Genomic DNA, 19,619 nt, shown 5'->3' on the forward strand with positions numbered 1-19,619 from the left:
ACCCTCCGGCGCGCACAAGGATTCCTGGGGTGCTATTGGCTGCATTCAGCCGGGATCGTTGCCCAGTTCGCGCAGCAGCGGCTCCAGTTCGACATCGATGTAGCGTTGCAGCCGGTCCAGCATCGGCCCCATGTGGGCCACGATGCGGGCCGCCTGCGCCGGGTCGTCGCCGGGCTTGACCCGCTCCAGCGCAACGCACAGTTCGGCAAAACCGAGGGCACCGACGGCGCGTGCCGACGACTTGATGCGATGCCCCAGCTCGGCCAGCCGTTTCAGGTCGTGCGCGGCCAGTGCCGCATCGATCTCAGTCATGCCGTCGCGCGCGGATCCGTGGAACATCACCGCGTACTTGCGCATCTTGTCGGCCTTGTTGCCGAACGTTTGCCCCAGCACGCTCAGGTCGAACAGCGCCGGTTCGTGCGCGGCGACCGCGGGCAGCACGTCGGTGGCGCGGCGGGCCGGCGGAGGCGATGACGATGACGATGACGATGACGATGACGATGACGATGACGATGCGGTGCCGGTGCTTGCCGGGACGTTGGCGGAGGCGTTCCCCGTCACCGTGCGCACCTGCGCCGTGCGCCCGTCCGCAGCGCGCTGGCTCAGCCACTTGGACAGCGTGGAGAACAGCAGGTTCGGCACGATCGGCTTGGTGAGGAAATCGTCCATGCCCGCTTCCTGGCAGCGCAGCTGGTCCTCGCGGCCGGCATTGGCCGTCATGGCGATCACCAGCATGCCGGACAGCGTGGCATGGCGCCGGATCCGGCGCGTGGCTTCAAAGCCATCCATCACCGGCATCTGCACGTCCATCAGCACGCAGTCGAAGTGGCCCTTCTCCAGCAGGTCCAGCGCTTCCTGGCCATTGTTGGCGATCACCACGGTGGCGCCGGAATCCTCGATCAGTTCCTGGCCCACCTGCTGGCTGAACACATTGTCCTCGACAAGCAGGATGGCGGCACCGCGCAACGGTGCCAGCAGCTCTTCCTGCAGGGCCGGTTCGCTCGCCGCGGACAGCGGCTCGGCGCCCCGCTCCAGCTGCGCCGTGAACCAGAACGTGCTGCCCAGCCCGGGCGTGCTCTCGACGCCCACGGTGCCGCCCATCAGCTCGGCCAGCTGCTTGCTGATCACGAGCCCGAGGCCGGTGCCGCCGTACTTGCGCGTGGTCGACGTGTCGGCCTGGTGGAACGACTGGAACAGGCCGTCCACCTGGGCCGGCGTCATGCCGATGCCCCGGTCCTGCACGTCGAAGCGCACCATCAGCCGGTTGTCGCGCTCCTCGACGACGCGGGCGCGCAGGAACACGGTACCGTGCTCGGAAAACTTGATCGCATTGCTGGTGAAGTTGAGCAGCACCTGTTCGAGGCGCAGCGGGTCGCCGCGCAACTGCGCCGGCACGTTCGGCCAGGCCTCGAACACCAGTTCCAGGCCGCGCCGGGCCGCCGTCTCGCCCAGCTGGGTGGAAATATTGCCGAACAGCGCATCGAGCGGGAAATCCAGCATTTCCAGGTCGAGCTTGCCCGCCTCGATCTTGGAAAAATCGAGGATGGTGTTGATGATGCCCAGCAGGTGCTGGCCCGAGTGGTAGATCTTTTGCAGGTAGTCGCGCTGCTTGGGGTCGGCCACGGATTTCAGCGCCAGGTGCGCCATGCCGATCACGCTGTTCATCGGCGTGCGGATCTCGTGGCTCATGTTCGACAGGAAATCGCTCTTGGCGCGGCTGGCGGCCTGGGCGGCCTCCTTCAGTTCATGCAGCTCGGTCACGTCGGTGGACAGGGCGATCACGGCGGGCCCGCGCTCCAGCTCGACAGCGGCCTTGACCGTCCACAGGTGCCGTTCGTTGCCCTGCGCATCCGTGAAATGGCCTTCGCTGCTGCGCTTGATGCCGTCGGCCAGCACCTGCCGGTCTTCCAGCCAGGCCCGGGCGGCTTCGCGCTTGGGCAGCACGTCGCTGTCCGTGCGCCCGACGATCTGCTCGGCCGGCCGGCCCATCACCTGCGCCATCCGCGCGTTGACATAGATGTAGCGGCGTTCGCCATCCTTCATGTAGACATGGGCGTCCACGTTGTCCAGCACGCTGTCGAGCAGGCGGCGCTGCTCCTGCGCGTTGCGGCGTTGCGACGTCAGCATGAACACATAGCTGTACAGCAGCATCGTGCCCGCCGAGCCAATAACGAGCGCAACCCACGGCAGGTGGCGGTCGAAGCCGCTGATCATGTCGACCTTGCGCGTATAGAAGCGGGCCTTCCACAGCGCCCCGTTGAAGTCGATCGGCAGCACGGCGACGAATATATCGTCGACATCGCCCGGCAGCGTGGCGGGCGCGTCGAGCGAGCCGGTGTCGTTGAACAGCAGGCGGTCGTCCGGCTCGATTTCCAGGCGGCGCCGGTCCGGGTCGGTGTTGCCGTCGGAATACAGGATCAGGCGCACCTTGCGGTCGGCCATCTCGTCGATCGCCCCCTGCACGAGCGCCGACACGGAAAAGCCGATGCCCACCGAGCCCAGGTAGGCGGCGCGGCGGCCCGCCACGTCGCCGACCGGCATGCCGCGCCGGTACACGGGCAGGCGCATGCCGAGGCCGATGTGCGGTACGGGATCCTTCACCTTGACGGGTTGGCCGGAAGCACTGATCTGGCCGGTATCGCGCGACAGGTCCATCGCATGGGCGATGGCCGGGTTGGCCGCGATGTCGACACCCATCTTTTCCTTCAGCATCGGTTCCAGCCACGTCAGCGGCGCATAGCGCGGGCGCTGGCCGGGCGGGCGGATGTCGAATGCCGGGTAGCCGGCCGGGTCCACGCCGCGGTCGGCACGCACGGCCGCCACGAAGGCGGCACGCTCCTCATGGCGCACGTCCGGCGCATAATTGATCAGTTCGATGGCCGGGAAATGGCGCGGCACGTCGAGGCTGGCCACGTACAGGCTGAATTCCTGGCGCGACAGCCGGTCACTCGCCTGGAACAGCGCCACCATGCCGCGCAGCACATCCGAATACGCCTTCACGCTGGCGCCGATGCTGTATTGCGTGGCGCGGGCGGCATTATCGAAGCGCATGCGCGCATCGTCGTGCACCGATTTCATGGTGGCCGCATAGAGCGCCAGCCCCACGGCGGCTGCCAAGGCCAGCCCGATGCCCCATTGCAGGAGACGGGATGCCGCGGGTAACTTCCTGGATTCGCCGTTTTTGCGCATTGACTTTCAGTGGGTACTTCTTGCAATACAGCAGCATACCTTGAATGGTGCTGCCCCGTCACCGCGACTGCGTTCCTGACAATGCGCAAGCGAACCCGTGGAACTGCTCTGCCGTGGCCCCGTCAAACGGGGAAAGCAGGAGGTTCCCATGTGCGCGATGGTCCGTCATGCCCTGTCCGGGCGCTGTCTCTTTTCCGCAATGGCGATCGCCGCGGCAACCGCAGCGGCAGTCGCGGCGACAATCGCGGCGACAATCGCAGCGACAATACTACCGGCGCGCGCGCCGCGACGGCTGTCCCGATGGATGTTGCAAATATTGCCATGCCTGCTGGCGGCATTGTTGGCCGGGCCGCCGGCGGCCGCGCAACGCGCCGAACCGGCCGACCACGACGAGCTGTCGGCCTGGCTGGAGGTTCCTTACCGGCACGGCGGCAGCACGGCACGCCATATCGTCCTGTCATTTCACCATCCCGGCGCCCGGCAGGGCAAGCGGATCGACTGGCGGCTGGACTTGCTGGCGCCAACCGGGCGCGGTGTCCGGCGCTGGCGCGGCAACGAGCCGCTGCACGATGGCACCGGGCAGCGCACGATCGCGTGGCATCCTGGCCGCATCGCACCCGGCATCTACCGGCTGCGCATGACCGCCGCGCCGCGCGGCGAACCCGGCGCCGCCATCCGGCAGGAGCGGCACATCGTCGTCGGTGCCGGCTTGCCGCTGGCGCCGTTGCGCGTGCAACCGGCAATGGCTGCCGTGGCGCCCGCATGGGATATCTACCTGGGCAACCTGCACAGCCATACGGGCCATAGCGACGGCGGCGTGCCGGTCGCCGGCTGCCGGAGCGGCAGCCATCCCGGCACGATGGCGGCCGGCCCGGCCGATGCCTACGCGTTTGCCCATGCCCACGGGCTCGACTTCCTGCTGGCTTCCGAACACAACCATATGTTCGACGGTGAGGAAGGCAGCGATCCACAGGCCGATCCGGAACGGGCCCGCGCACTGTACCGCAGCGGGCTGGCCCTGGCCGAAGCATTCACGGCGGCGCATCCGGGCTTCGTTGCACTCTACGGCCTCGAGTGGGGCGTGATCTCGAAAGGCGGCCACCTGAACATCCTGAACAGCCCGGAGCTGCTCGGCTGGGAGCGCGACAGCCAGGGAGAATTGATCGGCGACACGTTCACGAGCAAGAACGATTACGCCGCCCTGTACTCGCTGATGGGCCGCCGCGGCTGGCTCGGGCAGTTCAACCATCCCGGCGAGCGGCAATTCACCGTGGCCGGCAAGCCGCTCGGCCACGTTGCCGAAGGCGACACCGCCATGGCGCTGTGCGAAGTGATGAACAGTTCCGCTTTTTCAGGCCGCATCGACGAAGGCGAAACCCGGATGAGTTCCTATGAAGCCCTGTGCCAGCGGGCGCTGGATGCAGGCTGGCACGTGGCATTTTCCAGCAACCAGGATAACCATTGCACGAACTGGGGCGCGTCCGCGCCCAACCGCACCGGCGTGCTGCTGCCGCGCGGCACGCCGTTAACGGCCGGCACGCTGCTCGAAGCGGTCGCCACCCGGCGCGTGTTCGCCACGACGGACAAGTCGGCATCGCTGGTCCTCACCGCCAACGGCCACGTGATGGGCGAACGCATCGTCAACCGGGGCACGCTGCACCTGGCCGTGCAGTACCGCGCCAGCCCTGGGCACGCATTACTTCTATGCACGGCTGACGCAGGACGATGGCAGCACGCTGTGGTCCGCCCCCATCCGCGTAACGCAGCAGGAAGCGCAGTCGCCGCCCCCAGGGCACCCCTGATACACTCGTTGGAATGCCCATGCGTCCCCATTCCGTTACCCGTACCACGCTCCCCATTTCCACCGTGGCCGAGCCGCGCTCCCCGATCACGCAGGCCTCCCCTGCCGCCCAGCCCGATGCCGTCATCGGGTGCGTGCAAGCCATCGCACTGCGCCCTGCCCCGCGCACGGCGCCCGTCGCCGTCGACGCGGCGGTCGCCATTGCCGGCCTGGGCCTGACTGGCGACATGCACGCGGATGCATTGTCGCCACGCCAGGTACTGCTGGCCGGCACCCCGGCCTACGCGCGCCACGGCTTGCCGCCGCACGCGTTACGCGAAAACCTGCTGCTCGACGTGGATACGTCGACGTTCGTTTCCGGCACCCTGCTGCGCGTGGGCGGCGAAGCCGTGCTGCGGCTCACGTTCGCGTGCGAAGCCTGCGGCTACCTCGATGCCCGTCGGCCGGGCATCGCGTCCGCCATCGGCCGCGCGCGCGGCATGCTGGCCAGGGTGGTGCGCGGCGGTGCCATCGCGGCGGGCGATCACGTCGCCATCGCACCCACGATACTGCCCGCGTGGGATGACGACTGGCGTGTCCGCGTGGCAGCGATCCTTGCGATGGTGCCGCCGGGCATGGTGGTCGAGTACCGGCAACTGGCGCGGCTGGCCGGCGTCCAGGCCGTCTATTGCCGCGCCTTCCCGCGCCTGGCGCGCAGCCTCGGCTTCGGCCATGCCGCCGTGGCGATGGCCAGCCAGCCGGGGCTGCCACGCTGGCAGGGGCCCGGGCTGTTCGACGAACCGTTCGATGAACTGTTCAATGCGTCGGCCAGCGCGGGCCGCTGAATGCCGGCCGCTTCCGGTGCTACGGTAAAATCGGGCACGGTGCATGGCACCGTTTCACCGAAAATGCAACGGAAGAGGTAATGGTATGGCCAAGAAAGAAGAACTGGACGAGGAAACGCTGGCGTTCATCCAGTGGTGTATCGAAGTGGAAGGCTTCCTGGTGGCTGGCGGCGCAACCGTCCGGGAGGCGCAGGACCATATCGAGGAACAGGTCGAGTGGTTTACCGACCAGTTCTATGACGGGTTGACGCCGGAAGAAGCGGCAAAGGAAGCACTGGCTTGAGATAACGCCAGGCGTGGTGGCAGGCAGGGAATATCGATCCCGCCCACATCGCCGCGCCCGGCAAACATAGGAGTGCCCCTCAGGGCATATCCTGTGCCTTGACCTTCGGCGCCTTGGGAATCTTCTTCGGATCCAGCTCGATCCACGTGGGCGCATGGTCGCTCGGCTTTTCGCGCCCCCGCACGTCCTTGTCGACCCCGGCCGCCCTCAGCGCCGGCGCCAGCGATGGGCTCAGCAGCAAGTGGTCGATGCGGATGCCGGCATCGCGCCCGAACGCGTTGCGGAAATAATCCCAGAACGTGTAGATCTTCTCGCCCGGGTGCAGCGTGCGCAGCGAGTCGGTCCAGCCCTGCGCCATCAGGCGCTCGAACGCTTCGCGCGTTTCGGGGCGGAACAGCGCATCGTCGAGCCAGCGCTCCGGCTTGTACACGTCGAGGTCGGTGGGAATCACGTTGAAGTCGCCGGCCATCACGACCGGCGCGCCCGTTGCCAGCAGTTGCTCGCCGCGCAGGATCAGCCGCTCCATCCAGCTCAATTTGTAGTCGAACTTCGGGCCGGGGGCCGGGTTGCCGTTCGGCAGATACAGGCCGGCGATTACGACATCGTTGACTACCGCCTCGATGTAGCGGCTCTGCTCGTCCGACGGATCGCCCGCCAGGCCCCGCCCCACTTCGACCGGCTGCGTGCCGCGCGCCAGGATCGCCACGCCGTTCCAGCTTTTCTGCCCGTGCCAGATCACGCCATAGCCGGCCGCTTCGATGGCCGCGGCGGGAAACTTTTCCTGCGGCGCTTTCAGCTCCTGCAGGCAGGCCACGTCCGGCTGCGCTTCTTCCAGCCATTGCAGCAGGGCCGGCAGGCGGGCACCGATGCCGTTGATGTTGAAGGTGGCGATGCGCATGGAAACTCCCAGAACGATGACGAGTTGCGATTGTGACAGCACGGCGCGACATTTGCCACACGGATGCGAAGGACGGCAGCCATCGTGTAGAGTACGGCTTCCGCCGATCCAGGAGCCAGCATGCCTTCGTCCCCTCCCGCCGCCCCGCTTTCCGATGATCCGCACGCGTGGCTCGAAGACGTGGGCGGCGAACGCCAGCTGGCGTGGGTACGTCGGCAGAACGACGTGGCGCTCGGCGAGCTCGAAGCGGGGCCGCGCTACGCCGGCATCCACGACCGCCTGAAAACCATCCTGAACTCGCACGAGCGCATCCCGTTCGTGCGCAAGCATGGCGACTACCTGTACAACTTCTGGCGCGATGCCGATCACGTGCGCGGCATCTGGCGGCGCACCACCCCGGAACAGTACCGCCTGCCGGATCCGCAATGGGATACCGTGCTCGATATCGACAGGCTGGCCGCCGACGAAAACGAGAACTGGGTGTGGAGCGGCGTATCGTCGCTGTACCCGAAGGGCGAGCGCTTCCTGCTGTCGCTGTCGCGCGGCGGCGGCGACGCGGTCGTGGTGCGCGAATTCGACATGCCGTCGCGCAGCTTCGTCGCCGATGGCTTCAACCTGCCCGAAGCCAAGACGGATACGGCATGGATCGATGCCGACACGCTGTTCGTGGCCACCGATTTCGGCCCCGGCTCGATGACGTCGTCCGGCTACGCGCGCATCGTGAAGGAATGGCGGCGCGGCACGCCGCTGGCCGCCGCCCGCACCGTGTACGAAGCGCTGCCGACGGACCTGGGCGTGGGCGCCTGGCGCGACTTCACGCCCGGCCACGCGTTCCAGTTCGTGATGCGCCAGGTCGGCTTCTACAGCAGCGAGCTGTTCCTGCGCGAAGGCGACCGGCTGGTGAAGGTGGACAAGCCGGACGATGCCCGCGCCTACACCGTGCGCGACCAGCTGGTCATCGACCTGCGCTCGGACTGGACCACCGCCGGCCGGACCTATCCGCAGGGCGCGCTGCTGGCCACGGACTTCCGCCGCTTCATGGCGGGCGAACGCCAGTTCGAGGTGCTGTTCACGCCGACGCCGACGACATCGCTGGACGGCGTGGCATCGACCCGTTCGGCCCTGCTGCTGAACGTGCTCGACAACGTGAAGAACCGGCTCGTCGAGCTGCGCCACGCCGATGGCCGCTGGCAGCGCCGCGATGTCGATGCGCCAGCCGCCTCGCAGTCATCATTCAGCACACTGGAAGTGGCGCCGCTCGACGCGATCGCGTCCGACGACTACTTCCTGACCGTGACCGATTTCCTGACACCGACCACGGTGTACCTCGCCCGCGCCGGCAGCGACGAACGCACGCCGCTGAAATCGCTGCCCGGCTTCTTCGACGCCTCCCCTTACGAAGTACGGCAATTCCACGCGCCATCGAAGGACGGCACGCAGGTGCCCTACTTCGTCGTCCAGCGCAAGGACACGAAGGCCGACGGCAGCAATCCCGCCGTGCTGTATGGCTACGGCGGCTTCGAGATCTCGCTGAAGCCGTTCTACAGCGGCGTTACCGGCGCGGCATGGCTGGCGCACGGCGGCGTGTACGTGCTGGCCAATATCCGCGGCGGCGGCGAGTTCGGCCCGCGCTGGCACCAGGCCGCGCTGAAGGAAAACCGCCAGCGCGCCTTCGACGACTTCATCGCCGTCGCGCAAGACCTGATCAAGCGCCGGATCACGAGCCCGCGCCACCTGGGCATCATGGGCGGCAGCAATGGCGGCCTGCTGGTGGGCGCCGCGCTGACGCAGCGCCCGGACCTGTTCAACGCCGTCGTCTGCCAGGTACCGCTGCTGGACATGCGCCGCTACAGCAAGCTGCTGGCCGGTGCTTCTTGGATGGGCGAATACGGCGACCCGGACGATCCCGCGCAGTGGCAATACATCGCCGATTATTCGCCGTACCACAACGTCTTCCCCGACAAGCACTACCCGCGCGTGCTGTTCACGACGTCGACCCGCGACGACCGCGTGCACCCTGGCCACGCCCGCAAGATGGTGGCGAAGATGCGCGAACAGGGGCACGACGTGCTGTACTGGGAAAACACCGAGGGCGGCCATGCCGGCGCCGCCAACAACGACCAGCAGGCGAAGATGTGGGCGCTGACGTATGCGTTCCTGCTGGCGCAGTTGACGTAGCGCGGAAGCAACCATGCAGTCGTTGGCAGCTGCGAGCGCCTGCTGAGCGATCACCGCAGAGCGATTCATGCTGTCCAGTGGACGACGGCTCCCCCGAAAGCACCTAGTCCGAACTGCACCCGACGAGCATTACATGGCCGGTGTTTCGTCGAAAGAGAAACGCGAAATCCCAAAAGACCGGATAGGCCGGATGTCCCTGCTCGAATCGAAACGATTTTATCCGATGGCTTGTTTCGCCCAGCTGCGAAACACTTTCAAGAACAGTATTCAACAGGCCAGCGAAATCCTCCGACGCGAGGGTTTTCGCGCCTGGTCCGTCAGACTCGTCGCCAACATAACCAAGAGCCTGGCGAAGCGCATCCAGTACCTCCGCAGTATTCAAATCAATAACATCCCCGACGATCACATCGTGACCGACCAGCTCTTTGACGATTTCGTCAATATCGTCCCCGTCTTTAGTGGCGCTCGAGTAAGTCCTGAGGAAAACCGAGTAGTTCGTGCCGTCGGAACCCAGCAGATCCGCCATTTCGGTTAGCAAGCGCTGATCCATTGTCCAATGATCCAATCCGGCGAGATTAGTTACGCGATCCTTGCTGATTGTTTCTAACCACCCTTTGCAAGGAGGAGCCGCAGGTTACCATACGACCCCAACAGGTCCACCCGCAATACACTGATAAGTCACCGTGGTGTCTTGCCAATAACACCCGGGCAATCGTCACGTTCCAGTCCCGGTGGACGCCCCCGTGTTTCCTCGCCCTTGATCTTCAGTGAAAGGATCTGGGTCGTGATGAAACGGACGGAGAACTTGCGGAAGCGTTCGTTCCAGAAGTCGCTGTGATCGGCAATCAGCCCCGGCCCTGCCTGGATCACCAGATACGGCATGCGCATGGGCACGGCATTGTCTGTCTTTACCAATTGCAGATCGAGAATTTTCGTGACGGGTTCGACGTTGGGCGGCGCCGCGTCATCGGGCGCTGGCCCTGTTTCCCCGGCAGGCGAGTCGACCAGGCGGTGCGTGCGGTAGCGGTCGAGGTGCCCCACCGTGTGCAGGACGGCCTCCCGCTCGCCCGGCAACGGCGCCGACTGCAGGTAGGTGTACAGGCGCCCGAGGGGGAATGCCACGCGCGTTGCCGCATCCGCACTGGACGTGATGATCGCCATGACCGGTTTCTGCGCCGGTGGAAAGCAGCCGCGCGACCGGGCCGCCTGCCAGATCGGCTCGTAGTCCGCGCCTTCGAACGCCGGATTGACCAGCAAGACAAAGTCGCCAACGCTTTTCGCCGGCCGGTACCGGCCGGACTTGTCGACCTGCAGGCCGCGTTCCAGAATTGCCGAATAGAGCGCGTGATAGGTAATCAGGCCACCGAAGCTGTGACCGACGAAGATCAGCTGCGTTTCATCGTCCCGCGCCAGCTGGTCGGGAATGTCCCAGCCATTGGCCACCGTGCGGAACTGGTTGAGTTCGAAGAAAAGCTGTTTCACGGAGCGCTGCCCTATACGCTCGGCAGCGGCTTTGCGCGTCCAGAAAGTAAGGTTGTCCACGAACGGCACTGACACGCTGGCGCCACGCCATCCGACATACACGCCCACGACGGTACGGGTGTCGTTCGGCCGCCGCTTACGCTCGATCGCCGCCAGCTCCTCGAGCAGCTTGCGAAAATCGCGCAGATTCGTGTCGTTCGCACCCGCATTGTGCTTCCAGCCATGCGTGTACGTAACGATCAGCATGGATTGGTTGCGCGCTTTCTGCCCATGCAGTGTCTCGAACAACGCCTGCCGCTGCCGCACGTCGTGAAACCAGCCCTGGTCATCGAATTCGACATGGGCCAGCATATACCTGCCGTCCGTATCCGTATCGACCGGCGTGGCGGGCGTGCTGGCCAGGTCGTTGTGATAAGCCCGATCCGACAGGCAACCGGAACACAGCGTCACAACCATGGCCATTGCCAGCGCTCGCAGCGAGTTGGGCATACCGTTCCTCCGGGCACAGAAAGAGAACACAAGTACCGGATGCTGCACCCGGCATCCGTGCACGTCTGTCCCATTTTTGTCCCCAAATGCAACAATGCCGAGACATGGACCAAGCGTTCTCGCCGCTCCCGGCACTCCCTGCATCGGCCAGCGGTGCGGCCGCGAGCCCGCGTCCGCAGGCGCTCCGCCCCCGGCCACGCCAGCCGCCCCTGGTGCCCATGCTCGATAGTTTCCTGCTGCAATTTCGTTTTTGCTATATTCCCATCCGGGCCGCGGATGAATCTGCTTGACTGGCGCCCGCACAAGCGTATCTTTTACGACAACAAAACTACAAGCAAGACAAACCGGGTAACGTCCTTGTGCATATTCCCAAAGTCCTTCTCGTAAACGACGATCCCGCCAGCCTGCTGGCGCTGGAGAGCCTGCTGGGCGTCGATGCCGACGGGTTCGGTTACGAGCTCGTCAAGGCCCGGTCCGGCCACGAGGCGCTGCGCGAAGTGCTGCGCCATGATTTCGCCCTGATTCTCCTCGGCGTGGAGATGCTCGGCATGGATGGCTTCGAGACAGCCGCCGAGATCCGTTCGCATCCCCGTTCGGCCACGGTGCCGCATGTCTTCGTCACCGCCTCGGCCGGCGACGAGGCGCAGCGGCTGCGCGCCTACGAGCAGGGAGCGGCCGACTACCTGTGCGCGCCGCTCGTTCCCCAGGTGGTGCGGGCCAAGGTGCGCACCTTCGTCGACCTCACCCGCAAGCACCTGCAGCTGCAGGCCCATGCCGAGGAAACGCGCCGCATCAATGCCGAACTGCGCTCGCAGCGGCTGCAGGACCTGGAGCAGGCCAATCGCGACCTGGAGCTGGAGGTGGCCGAGCGTAAACAGGCCGAGCAGCGCGCCCACGAGCTGTCGACCCGGGATGCGCTGACCGGCCTCGTCAACCGCCGCTCGCTGATCCAGCACCTGGAACACGCGGTGGCGTCGAGCGATCGCCGGCGCAGCCAGTTCGCGCTGCTGTTCCTCGACCTGGACGATTTCAAGCAGATCAACGATGGCTTCGGCCACGATGTCGGCGACGAGCTGCTGCGGCAGGTGGCGGCGCGGCTGTCGGCCGCAGTGCGCGCCTCGGACGTGGTGGCGCGGCTGGGCGGCGACGAATTCGTGGTACTCATCGAAGGCAAGGCCCCCGGCGAGAACGCGGCGCGTGTCGCGCGCAAGATCGCCAACGCACATGCGCGGCCCTTCTCGATCGGCGGGCACCGGGTGCACACCTCCACGAGCATCGGCATCGCCATCTACCCGCACGATGGCGCCAGCGCCCGCGCGCTGATGAAAAGCGCCGACCTGGCGATGTACCGCGCGAAGGAAGAGCGGGAAAGCCACGTCGGCAAGGGTGCCAGCCAGGGCGGCAACATCCGTTTCTTCCACGAAGAGATGAACCGCCGCGAACATGCGCGCGAACAATGGACGGGCGAGTTGCGCCATGCGCTGGTCCACGACGAACTCGCGCTGCTGTACCAGCCACAGGTGGACCTGGCCGGCGGCCGCGTGTGCGGCGTGGAGGCGCTGCTGGTGTGGCACCATCCGCGGCTGGGCCGCATCGACGCCCCCGATTTCCTGCCGATGGTGCAGGACCGCGGCCTGCTCGAGCGCGTCGACTCCTGGGTGATGGCGACGGTCTGCGCGCAGGCGGCCGCGTGGCGCGTCGGCGCCACGCCGCAGTCCACATCACCGCAGTCCACATCACCGCTGGCCACGGCCAGGGTGGCCTTGAACCTGGCCGCGCCGGCGCTGGGACCGGACCTGCCCGCCCGCCTGCTGGCCGAAGTGCGCCGGCATGCCCTGCCCGCCGGCGCGATCGTGCTGGACATCTGCGAAACGCTGCTGGCCGCGCACCATGCGGCGATCGAGCCGGTGCTGCGCCAGTTGCAGGGCGGCGGCGTGCTGCTGGCGCTGGACGACTTCGGCCACGCCGGCACCAGCCTGGCCGCCTGCAAGAAGCTGGGGCTCGACATCCTGAAGATCGACAGCACGTTCGTGCGCAATATCGGCGACGATGCCGGCGGCACCGACCTGGTGGCCGCCATCGTGCACCTGGCCCGGGCACTGTCGATGAACGTGGCTGCGACCGGTGTCGACCATGCCCACCAGCTGGCCGTGCTGGCGACGCTGGGCTGCGACAGCTGGCAGGGCGCCCTGTTCTGCGTGCCGCGCACCGCGACCGAACTGGCACAGGCCCTGCCGGCGCTGCGCCTGACCGATTTACTTGAACAATAATCCCGATGACAAGAAGGACTGGTCGATGAACGACATGACCGAACTGCCCGAGGAACTGGATCTGAAGCTGATCCTGCAAACCCTGATGGCACTGAAAAAAGGCGATTTCTCGGCGCGCATGCCGTCGGACTGGACCGGCGTTTCCGGCAAGATCGCCGATACGCTGAATGACATCATCGACACCAACGACCGCATCGTGAAGTCGGTCACCGACGTGTCGCGCGTGGTGGGCCGCGAAGGCCGCCTGACGCAGCGCGCCTCCGTCAGCAACGTGTCCGGCGGCTGGGCCACGATCATCAGCGCGACCAACACGCTGATCGACGACCTGGTGCGCCCCACCACCGAGATGGCGCGCGTGATCGGCGCCGTGGCCAAGGGCGACCTGTCGCAGACGATGGCGCTGGAGGTCGACGGCCACCCGCTGAAGGGCCAATACCTGCGTGCCGCCACCACCGCCAACACGATGGTGGAACAGTTGCTGTCGTTCTCGTCCGAGGTGACGCGCGTGGCGCGCGAAGTCGGCACCGAAGGCAAGCTGGGCGGCCAGGCGCAGGTGAAGGGCGTGGCCGGCACATGGAAGGACCTGACGGACTCGGTGAACTCGATGGCCGGCAACCTCACGTCCCAGGTGCGCAATATCGCCGAGGTGACCACGGCGGTGGCGAACGGCGACCTGTCCAAGAAGATCACGGTGGACGTGCGCGGCGAGATCCTGCAGCTGAAGGACACCATCAACGTGATGGTGGACCAGCTGCGTTCCTTTGCCTCCGAAGTGACGCGCGTGGCCCGCGAGGTCGGTACCGAAGGCAAGCTGGGCGGCCAGGCCTACGTGCCCGGCGTGGGCGGGACGTGGAAGGACCTGACCGACAACGTGAACTTCATGGCATCGAACCTGACGGGCCAGGTGAGGAATATCGCGGCCGTGACCACCGCCGTGGCGAACGGCGACCTGTCGAAGAAGATCACGGTGGACGTGAAGGGCGAGATCCTCGAACTGAAGAACACGATCAACGTGATGGTCGACCAGTTGTCTTCGTTTGCTTCCGAGGTGACGCGCGTGGCGCGCGAAGTCGGCACCGAAGGCAAGCTCGGTGGCCAGGCGCAGGTGAAGGGCGTGGCCGGCACGTGGAAGGACCTGACCGACTCGGTGAACTCCATGGCGGGCAACCTGACCGGCCAGGTGAGGAACATCGCGGACGTGACGACGGCCGTGGCGAACGGCGACCTGTCGAAGAAGATCACGGTCGACGTGAAGGGCGAGATCCTCGAACTGAAGAACACCATCAACGTGATGGTCGACCAGCTGAACTCCTTTGCATCGGAAGTGACGCGCGTGGCGCGCGAGGTGGGCACCGAAGGCAAGCTGGGTGGCCAGGCCAACGTGCCCGGCGTGGCGGGCACGTGGAAGGACCTGACGGAAAACGTGAACCAGCTGGCCGGCAACCTGACGGGCCAGGTGAGGAACATCGCCGAGGTGACGACGGCCGTGGCGAACGGCGACCTGTCCAAGAAGATCACGGTGGACGTGAAGGGCGAGATCCTGGAGCTGAAGAACACCATCAACGTGATGGTCGACCAGCTGTCTTCCTTTGCCTCCGAGGTCACCCGCGTGGCGCGTGAAGTCGGTACCGAAGGCAAGCTGGGTGGCCAGGCCTACGTGCCCGGCGTGGGCGGCACATGGAAGGATTTGACCGACAACGTGAACTTCATGGCGTCGAACCTGACGGGCCAGGTGAGGAACATCGCTGCCGTGACCACCGCCGTGGCGCGCGGCGACCTGTCGAAGAAGATCACGGTGGACGTGAAGGGCGAGATCCTGGAACTGAAGGACACGATCAACGTGATGGTGGACCAGCTGTCGTCGTTCGCCTCCGAAGTGACGCGCGTGGCCCGCGAGGTGGGCACCGAAGGCAAGCTGGGTGGCCAGGCCAACGTGCCCGGCGTGGCCGGCACGTGGAAGGACCTGACCGAGAACGTGAACCAGCTGGCGGCGAACCTGACGAACCAGATGCGCGCGATCGGCGAAGTGGCGACGGCCGTGACGCGCGGCGACCTGTCGCGTTCCATCCAGGTGGAAGCGCGCGGCGAAGTCTCGTACCTGAAGGACAACATCAACGAGATGATCCGCAACCTGAAGGAAACCACGCAGAAGAACGCGCAGCAGGACTGGCTGAAGACCAACCTGGCGCGCTTCACGCGCCTGCTGCAGGGCCAGCGCGACCTGCAGGCCGTGACGAAGCTGATCCTCTCGGAACTGGCGCCGCTCGTGTCGGCGCACCACGGCGTGTTCTACATGATGGATTCGCAGATGGACGACGCGCGACTGCGCATGATTGCCAGCTATGGCTATCGCTCCAGCCGCAAGGTGCCCACGTCGTTCCTGCCGGGTGAAGGCCTGGTGGGCCAGTGCGCGCTGGAAAAGGTGCGCATCTGGCTGACGGATGTGCCGCGCGACTACATCGTCGTTTCCAGCGGCCTGGGGTCGGCGCCGCCGACGAATATCGTCGTGCTGCCGATCCTGTTCGAGCAGCAGGTCAAGGCGGTGATTGAAATCGCCTCGCTGGACCGGTTCACCGAAACCCACCTGTCCTTCCTCGACCAGCTGATGGAATCGATCGGCGTGGTGCTGAACACGATCGAGGCGAACAGCCGCACGGAGTCCCTGCTGACGCAGTCGCAGTCGCTCGCGCAGGAACTGCAGCAGACCAACCAGGAACTGGCGGAAAAGGCGCGCCTGCTGTCCGAGCAGAACATCGAGGTGGAACGCAAGAACCGCGAGGTGGAGCAGGCCAAGCTGGCGCTGGAGGAAAAGGCCACGCAGCTGGCGCTGTCGTCGAAATACAAGTCCGAGTTCCTGGCCAATATGTCGCACGAACTGCGCACGCCGCTGAACTCCCTGCTGATCCTGGCGCAGCAGCTGGGCGACAACCCGGACGGCAACCTGTCGGGCAAGCAGGTGGAATTCGCGAAGACGATCCACGGCTCCGGCTCCGACCTGCTCACGCTGATCAACGACATCCTCGACCTGTCCAAGATCGAATCGGGTACTGTCACGCTGGACGTGTCCGAATACCGCTTCGCCAACCTGCGCAACTACGTGGACCGCACGTTCCGCCACATGGCCGAAGCCAAGCATCTCGGCTTTACCGTGGGTTTGCGCGACAACCTGCCCGCCTCGCTGATGACGGACACGACGCGCCTGCAGCAGGTACTGAAGAACTTGCTGTCGAATGCGTTCAAGTTCACCTCGCACGGCCAGGTGTCGCTCGATATCGGCCTGGTCGAGCATGGCTGGAGTGCCGACAATCCGAGTCTGGCCAGTGCCGACGCGGTGCTCGCGTTTTCCGTGAAGGATACCGGCGTCGGCATCGCTTCGGACAAGCTGCAGCTGATCTTCGAAGCATTCCAGCAGGCCGACGGCTCCACCGCCCGCAAGTATGGCGGCACGGGCCTGGGCCTGTCGATCTCGCGCGAGCTGGCGCGCCTGCTGGGCGGCGAGATCCGCGTGGAGTCGACGGTCGGCAGCGGCTCCACCTTCACCCTGTACCTGCCTTACAACCGCGCCGGCTTCGTTGCCATCGACCAGCCGCGCCCCGCCGCGCTGCGCGCCGTGCCGATGCCGCCGAAGGTGATCTACTCGGCGCCACCGGCCGACGAATTCGCGACCGACCCGGCCAGCCTGGCGACGGGCGACACGGATGCGGACAGCGAGACCTACGGCGCCACGCTGGATGACCGGGGCCTGACGGCGCCGGGCGATCCATCGGTGCTGATCATCGAGGACGACGAGCGCTTCGCCAAGATCGTGCTGGAATTTGCCCGCGAAAAGAATTTCAAGGGCATCGTCACCGTGCAGGGCGATTCGGCCCTGTCGCTGGCACGCGACTACGTGCCGTCGGCGATCCTGCTCGACCTCGACCTGCCCGACATCGACGGCTTCACGGTGCTGGACCGCCTCAAGCGCGATCCCGGCACGCGGCACATCCCCGTGCACGTGATGTCGGCGTCGCGCGAGCGCGAGCGGGCGCTGCGTTCCGGCGCGATGTCGTTCATGAACAAGCCCGTCAGCAAGGAAGCGTTGACCGAGCAGTTCGCGCGGATCCAGAAGTTCCTGCTGGGCGGCAAGCGCAGCCTGCTCGTCGTCGATGACGAGGGAGGCCAGCGCGATGCGATCGTGGCGCTGATCGGCGCCACCGACGTGGACATCACCGCGGTCGGTACCGGCAAGGAAGCGCTGGCGGCACTGCGCACCAGCCATTTCGACTGCATGGTGCTGGACCTGACGCTGCCCGACATTTCCGGCTTCGACCTGCTCGACATCATCGGCAAGGACCTGACGCTGCGCGACCTGCCGGTGGTCATCAACACCGCCAAGGACCTGAACCGCCGCGAAGTGGCCAAGCTGAAGCGCTACGCCAAGACCATCGTCATCAAGGATGCCCGCTCCCCCGAGCGCCTGCTGGACGAGACGGCGCTGTTCCTGCACCGTTCGCATGCCAGCCTGCCGGAACCGCAGCGCCGCATGCTCGAACAGGTGCACGCGCAGGATTCGGGCCTGGCCGGGCGCAAGGTGCTGATCGTCGATGACGACTTGCGCAACATCTTCGCCCTGTCCTCGCTGCTGGAACGGGAGCAGATGCAGGTATCGTTCGCCGAAAACGGCCGCGACGGCATCGAGGTGCTGGAGCGCGATCCGACGATCGAGATCGTGCTGATGGACATCATGATGCCGGAGATGGATGGCTACGACACGATGCGGGCGATCCGCCGCATCCCGAAATTCAAGTCGCTGCCGATCATTACGCTGACGGCGAAGGCCATGAAGGGCGACCGCGACAAGTGCATCGCGGCCGGCGCCTCCGACTACATCACCAAGCCGGTGGACGTGGCCCAGCTGCTGTCGCTCATGCGCGTGTGGTTGCACTGATGTCGGCGCAGAACAAGGCATACCTCCGGTCGCACGCCCGCGCGCATGCCGGGGTTCCCGATGGCGCGTTCATCGAGCGCCGGCACGTGCCGGAACCGGAAGTGGAAACACTGGAATTGTCGCTGCTGCTGGAGGCGGTGGCGCAGCGCCTCGGCTTCGACTTCCGCAACCACGACCGGGGCGCCGTCAAGCGCAAGCTGCATGGCCTCATGGCGCGGCGCGGCCTGCGCACGATCTCGCAGCTGCAGGACCGCGTATTGCATGACGGGGCCGCGTCGAGCGCGCTGCTGCGTGCGCTGGGCGTGGCGCCGGCATCGATGTTCGACGATCGCGACGAAGCGGTGCAGCTGCTCGCCGTGGCCGAGCAATGCCTGCCCGGCGCGCCGCTGCCGAAGGTGTGGCTGGCCGACTGTGCCGGCGCCGAGCAGGCGTGGACGGCGGCCGTGCTGCTGGCCGAGCGCCAGCTGCTGTGGCGCACGGAGATCCATGCGACGGTATCGAGCGACGAACTGCTGGACGAAGCATTGAACGCATCCATCCCGCTGGAAAAGATGGGAGATTACCAGCGCTGTTACGAGCGGGCCGGCGGCAGCGGCCGGCTGTCCGAGTATTTCCAGCTCGAGCAGGGCCGGCTCGTGCCCGTGCCGCAGCTGCGCAGCCGCATCGTCTGGGCGCAATACAATCTCGTCACCGATTCCTCGTTCAACGAATTCCAGCTGATCCTGTGCCGCCGCGCCCTCCCCGATTTCGGCCCGCTGCTGCGCCAGCGCGTGCTGCACCTGTTCCACGACAGCCTTGCCGTGCTCGGCGTGCTCGGTATCGATCGCGAACTGGATGCCGACGAGCGCCATGCCGGAAATTATTGCCAGCTGATCGCGGGGCAATCGTGGTACAAGCGCATTGCGTGACAATGTTGCAAGAATATGGCACGACATATCCGTCATTAACCGATTGCCGGAAATGCACAGGCAAAAAAAAACCGGCCGCAATCTGAGGAGGGGACCGGTTAAAACGCTTTCTGTCGAGAGCGCGGGGATTGAATCGTGCTTGCCGCGCAAATATCGGACGATCGGGTGATCGAATAACCGACAATTGCCGCGGCCGCGAAATCGTGCCGGATTGAGGAATCCGGCAACCTGCCGCGCAACAGCAATTGCGCGGTACAGGTACACTTTGCCATCGAACGTTTCTATCAGGCTTAGAACTTCATTAAAGAAACTTCATCAATATTTCAGGCACGGCATTCCCTACGGGTTAGTACGTAGTTGCTGGCAAGAC

The 19,619-nt window shown here is 65.8% G+C and carries 11 protein-coding genes; 7 read left to right on the forward strand and 4 right to left on the reverse strand.

Annotated features, from left to right (window positions below; all coding sequences use genetic code 11):
* Positions 1 to 45: 45 nt before the first annotated feature.
* The gene (locus ACY65G_RS00310; protein ID WP_464995385.1) at positions 46 to 3,189 is read right to left on the reverse strand and encodes a CHASE domain-containing protein; all 3,144 of its coding nucleotides are present in this window, start codon (positions 3,187 to 3,189) and stop codon (positions 46 to 48) included.
* Between the two features lie 304 nt (positions 3,190 to 3,493).
* Between ACY65G_RS00310 and ACY65G_RS00315 the strand changes: the two genes are divergently transcribed.
* From ACY65G_RS00315 to ACY65G_RS00325, 3 genes are all read left to right on the forward strand, one after another.
* A complete protein-coding gene (locus ACY65G_RS00315; protein WP_464995386.1) occupies positions 3,494 to 5,209 on the forward strand; it encodes a CehA/McbA family metallohydrolase domain-containing protein in 1,716 nt (571 codons plus the stop codon).
* Positions 5,125 to 5,814: an MOSC domain-containing protein gene (locus ACY65G_RS00320; RefSeq protein ID WP_464995387.1), complete on the forward strand. Its 690-nt coding sequence runs from the start codon at positions 5,125 to 5,127 to the stop codon at positions 5,812 to 5,814. Before ACY65G_RS00315 ends, ACY65G_RS00320 begins: the two co-directional genes overlap by 85 nt.
* A gap of 85 nt (positions 5,815 to 5,899) precedes the next feature.
* Positions 5,900 to 6,097: a hypothetical protein gene (locus ACY65G_RS00325; RefSeq protein ID WP_130188722.1), complete on the forward strand. Its 198-nt coding sequence runs from the start codon at positions 5,900 to 5,902 to the stop codon at positions 6,095 to 6,097.
* Positions 6,098 to 6,176: 79 nt separating this feature from the next.
* Here the strand turns inward: ACY65G_RS00325 and xth are convergent, their stop codons facing one another.
* Complete coding sequence (gene xth, locus ACY65G_RS00330) at positions 6,177 to 6,995, reverse strand: exodeoxyribonuclease III (protein ID WP_464995388.1); 819 nt, start codon at positions 6,993 to 6,995, stop codon at positions 6,177 to 6,179.
* Between the two features lie 120 nt (positions 6,996 to 7,115).
* On the opposite strand from xth, the gene ACY65G_RS00335 reads away from it, so the two are divergent.
* Positions 7,116 to 9,173: a prolyl oligopeptidase family serine peptidase gene (locus ACY65G_RS00335; RefSeq protein ID WP_464995389.1), complete on the forward strand. Its 2,058-nt coding sequence runs from the start codon at positions 7,116 to 7,118 to the stop codon at positions 9,171 to 9,173.
* Between the two features lie 103 nt (positions 9,174 to 9,276).
* On the opposite strand, the gene ACY65G_RS00340 is transcribed toward ACY65G_RS00335, so the two are convergent.
* Together ACY65G_RS00340 and ACY65G_RS00345 are read right to left on the reverse strand one after the other, a co-directional pair.
* The gene (locus ACY65G_RS00340; RefSeq protein ID WP_464995390.1) at positions 9,277 to 9,723 is read right to left on the reverse strand and encodes a hypothetical protein; all 447 of its coding nucleotides are present in this window, start codon (positions 9,721 to 9,723) and stop codon (positions 9,277 to 9,279) included.
* A 128-nt stretch (positions 9,724 to 9,851) separates the two neighbouring features.
* Positions 9,852 to 11,144 (reverse strand): hypothetical protein, encoded by a 1,293-nt coding sequence (locus ACY65G_RS00345; RefSeq protein WP_464995391.1) that lies wholly within the window; start codon positions 11,142 to 11,144, stop codon positions 9,852 to 9,854.
* A 359-nt stretch (positions 11,145 to 11,503) separates the two neighbouring features.
* Between ACY65G_RS00345 and ACY65G_RS00350 the strand changes: the two genes are divergently transcribed.
* Genes ACY65G_RS00350 through ACY65G_RS00360 form a run of 3 tightly spaced genes read left to right on the forward strand, consistent with a single transcriptional unit; the run spans position 11,504 to position 19,249 of the window.
* Positions 11,504 to 13,414 (forward strand): EAL domain-containing response regulator, encoded by a 1,911-nt coding sequence (locus ACY65G_RS00350; protein ID WP_464995392.1) that lies wholly within the window; start codon positions 11,504 to 11,506, stop codon positions 13,412 to 13,414.
* Positions 13,415 to 13,439: 25 nt separating this feature from the next.
* On the forward strand, positions 13,440 to 18,341 hold the full coding sequence (locus ACY65G_RS00355; protein ID WP_464995886.1) for a HAMP domain-containing protein: 4,902 nt from the start codon (positions 13,440 to 13,442) through the stop codon (positions 18,339 to 18,341).
* Entirely contained in the window at positions 18,341 to 19,249 is a 909-nt protein-coding gene (locus tag ACY65G_RS00360; RefSeq protein ID WP_464995393.1) for a CheR family methyltransferase, read from the forward strand. Before ACY65G_RS00355 ends, ACY65G_RS00360 begins: the two co-directional genes overlap by 1 nt.
* Positions 19,250 to 19,619: the final 370 nt, after the last annotated feature.

Source organism: Pseudoduganella sp. jia 12 (genome assembly GCF_055502675.1).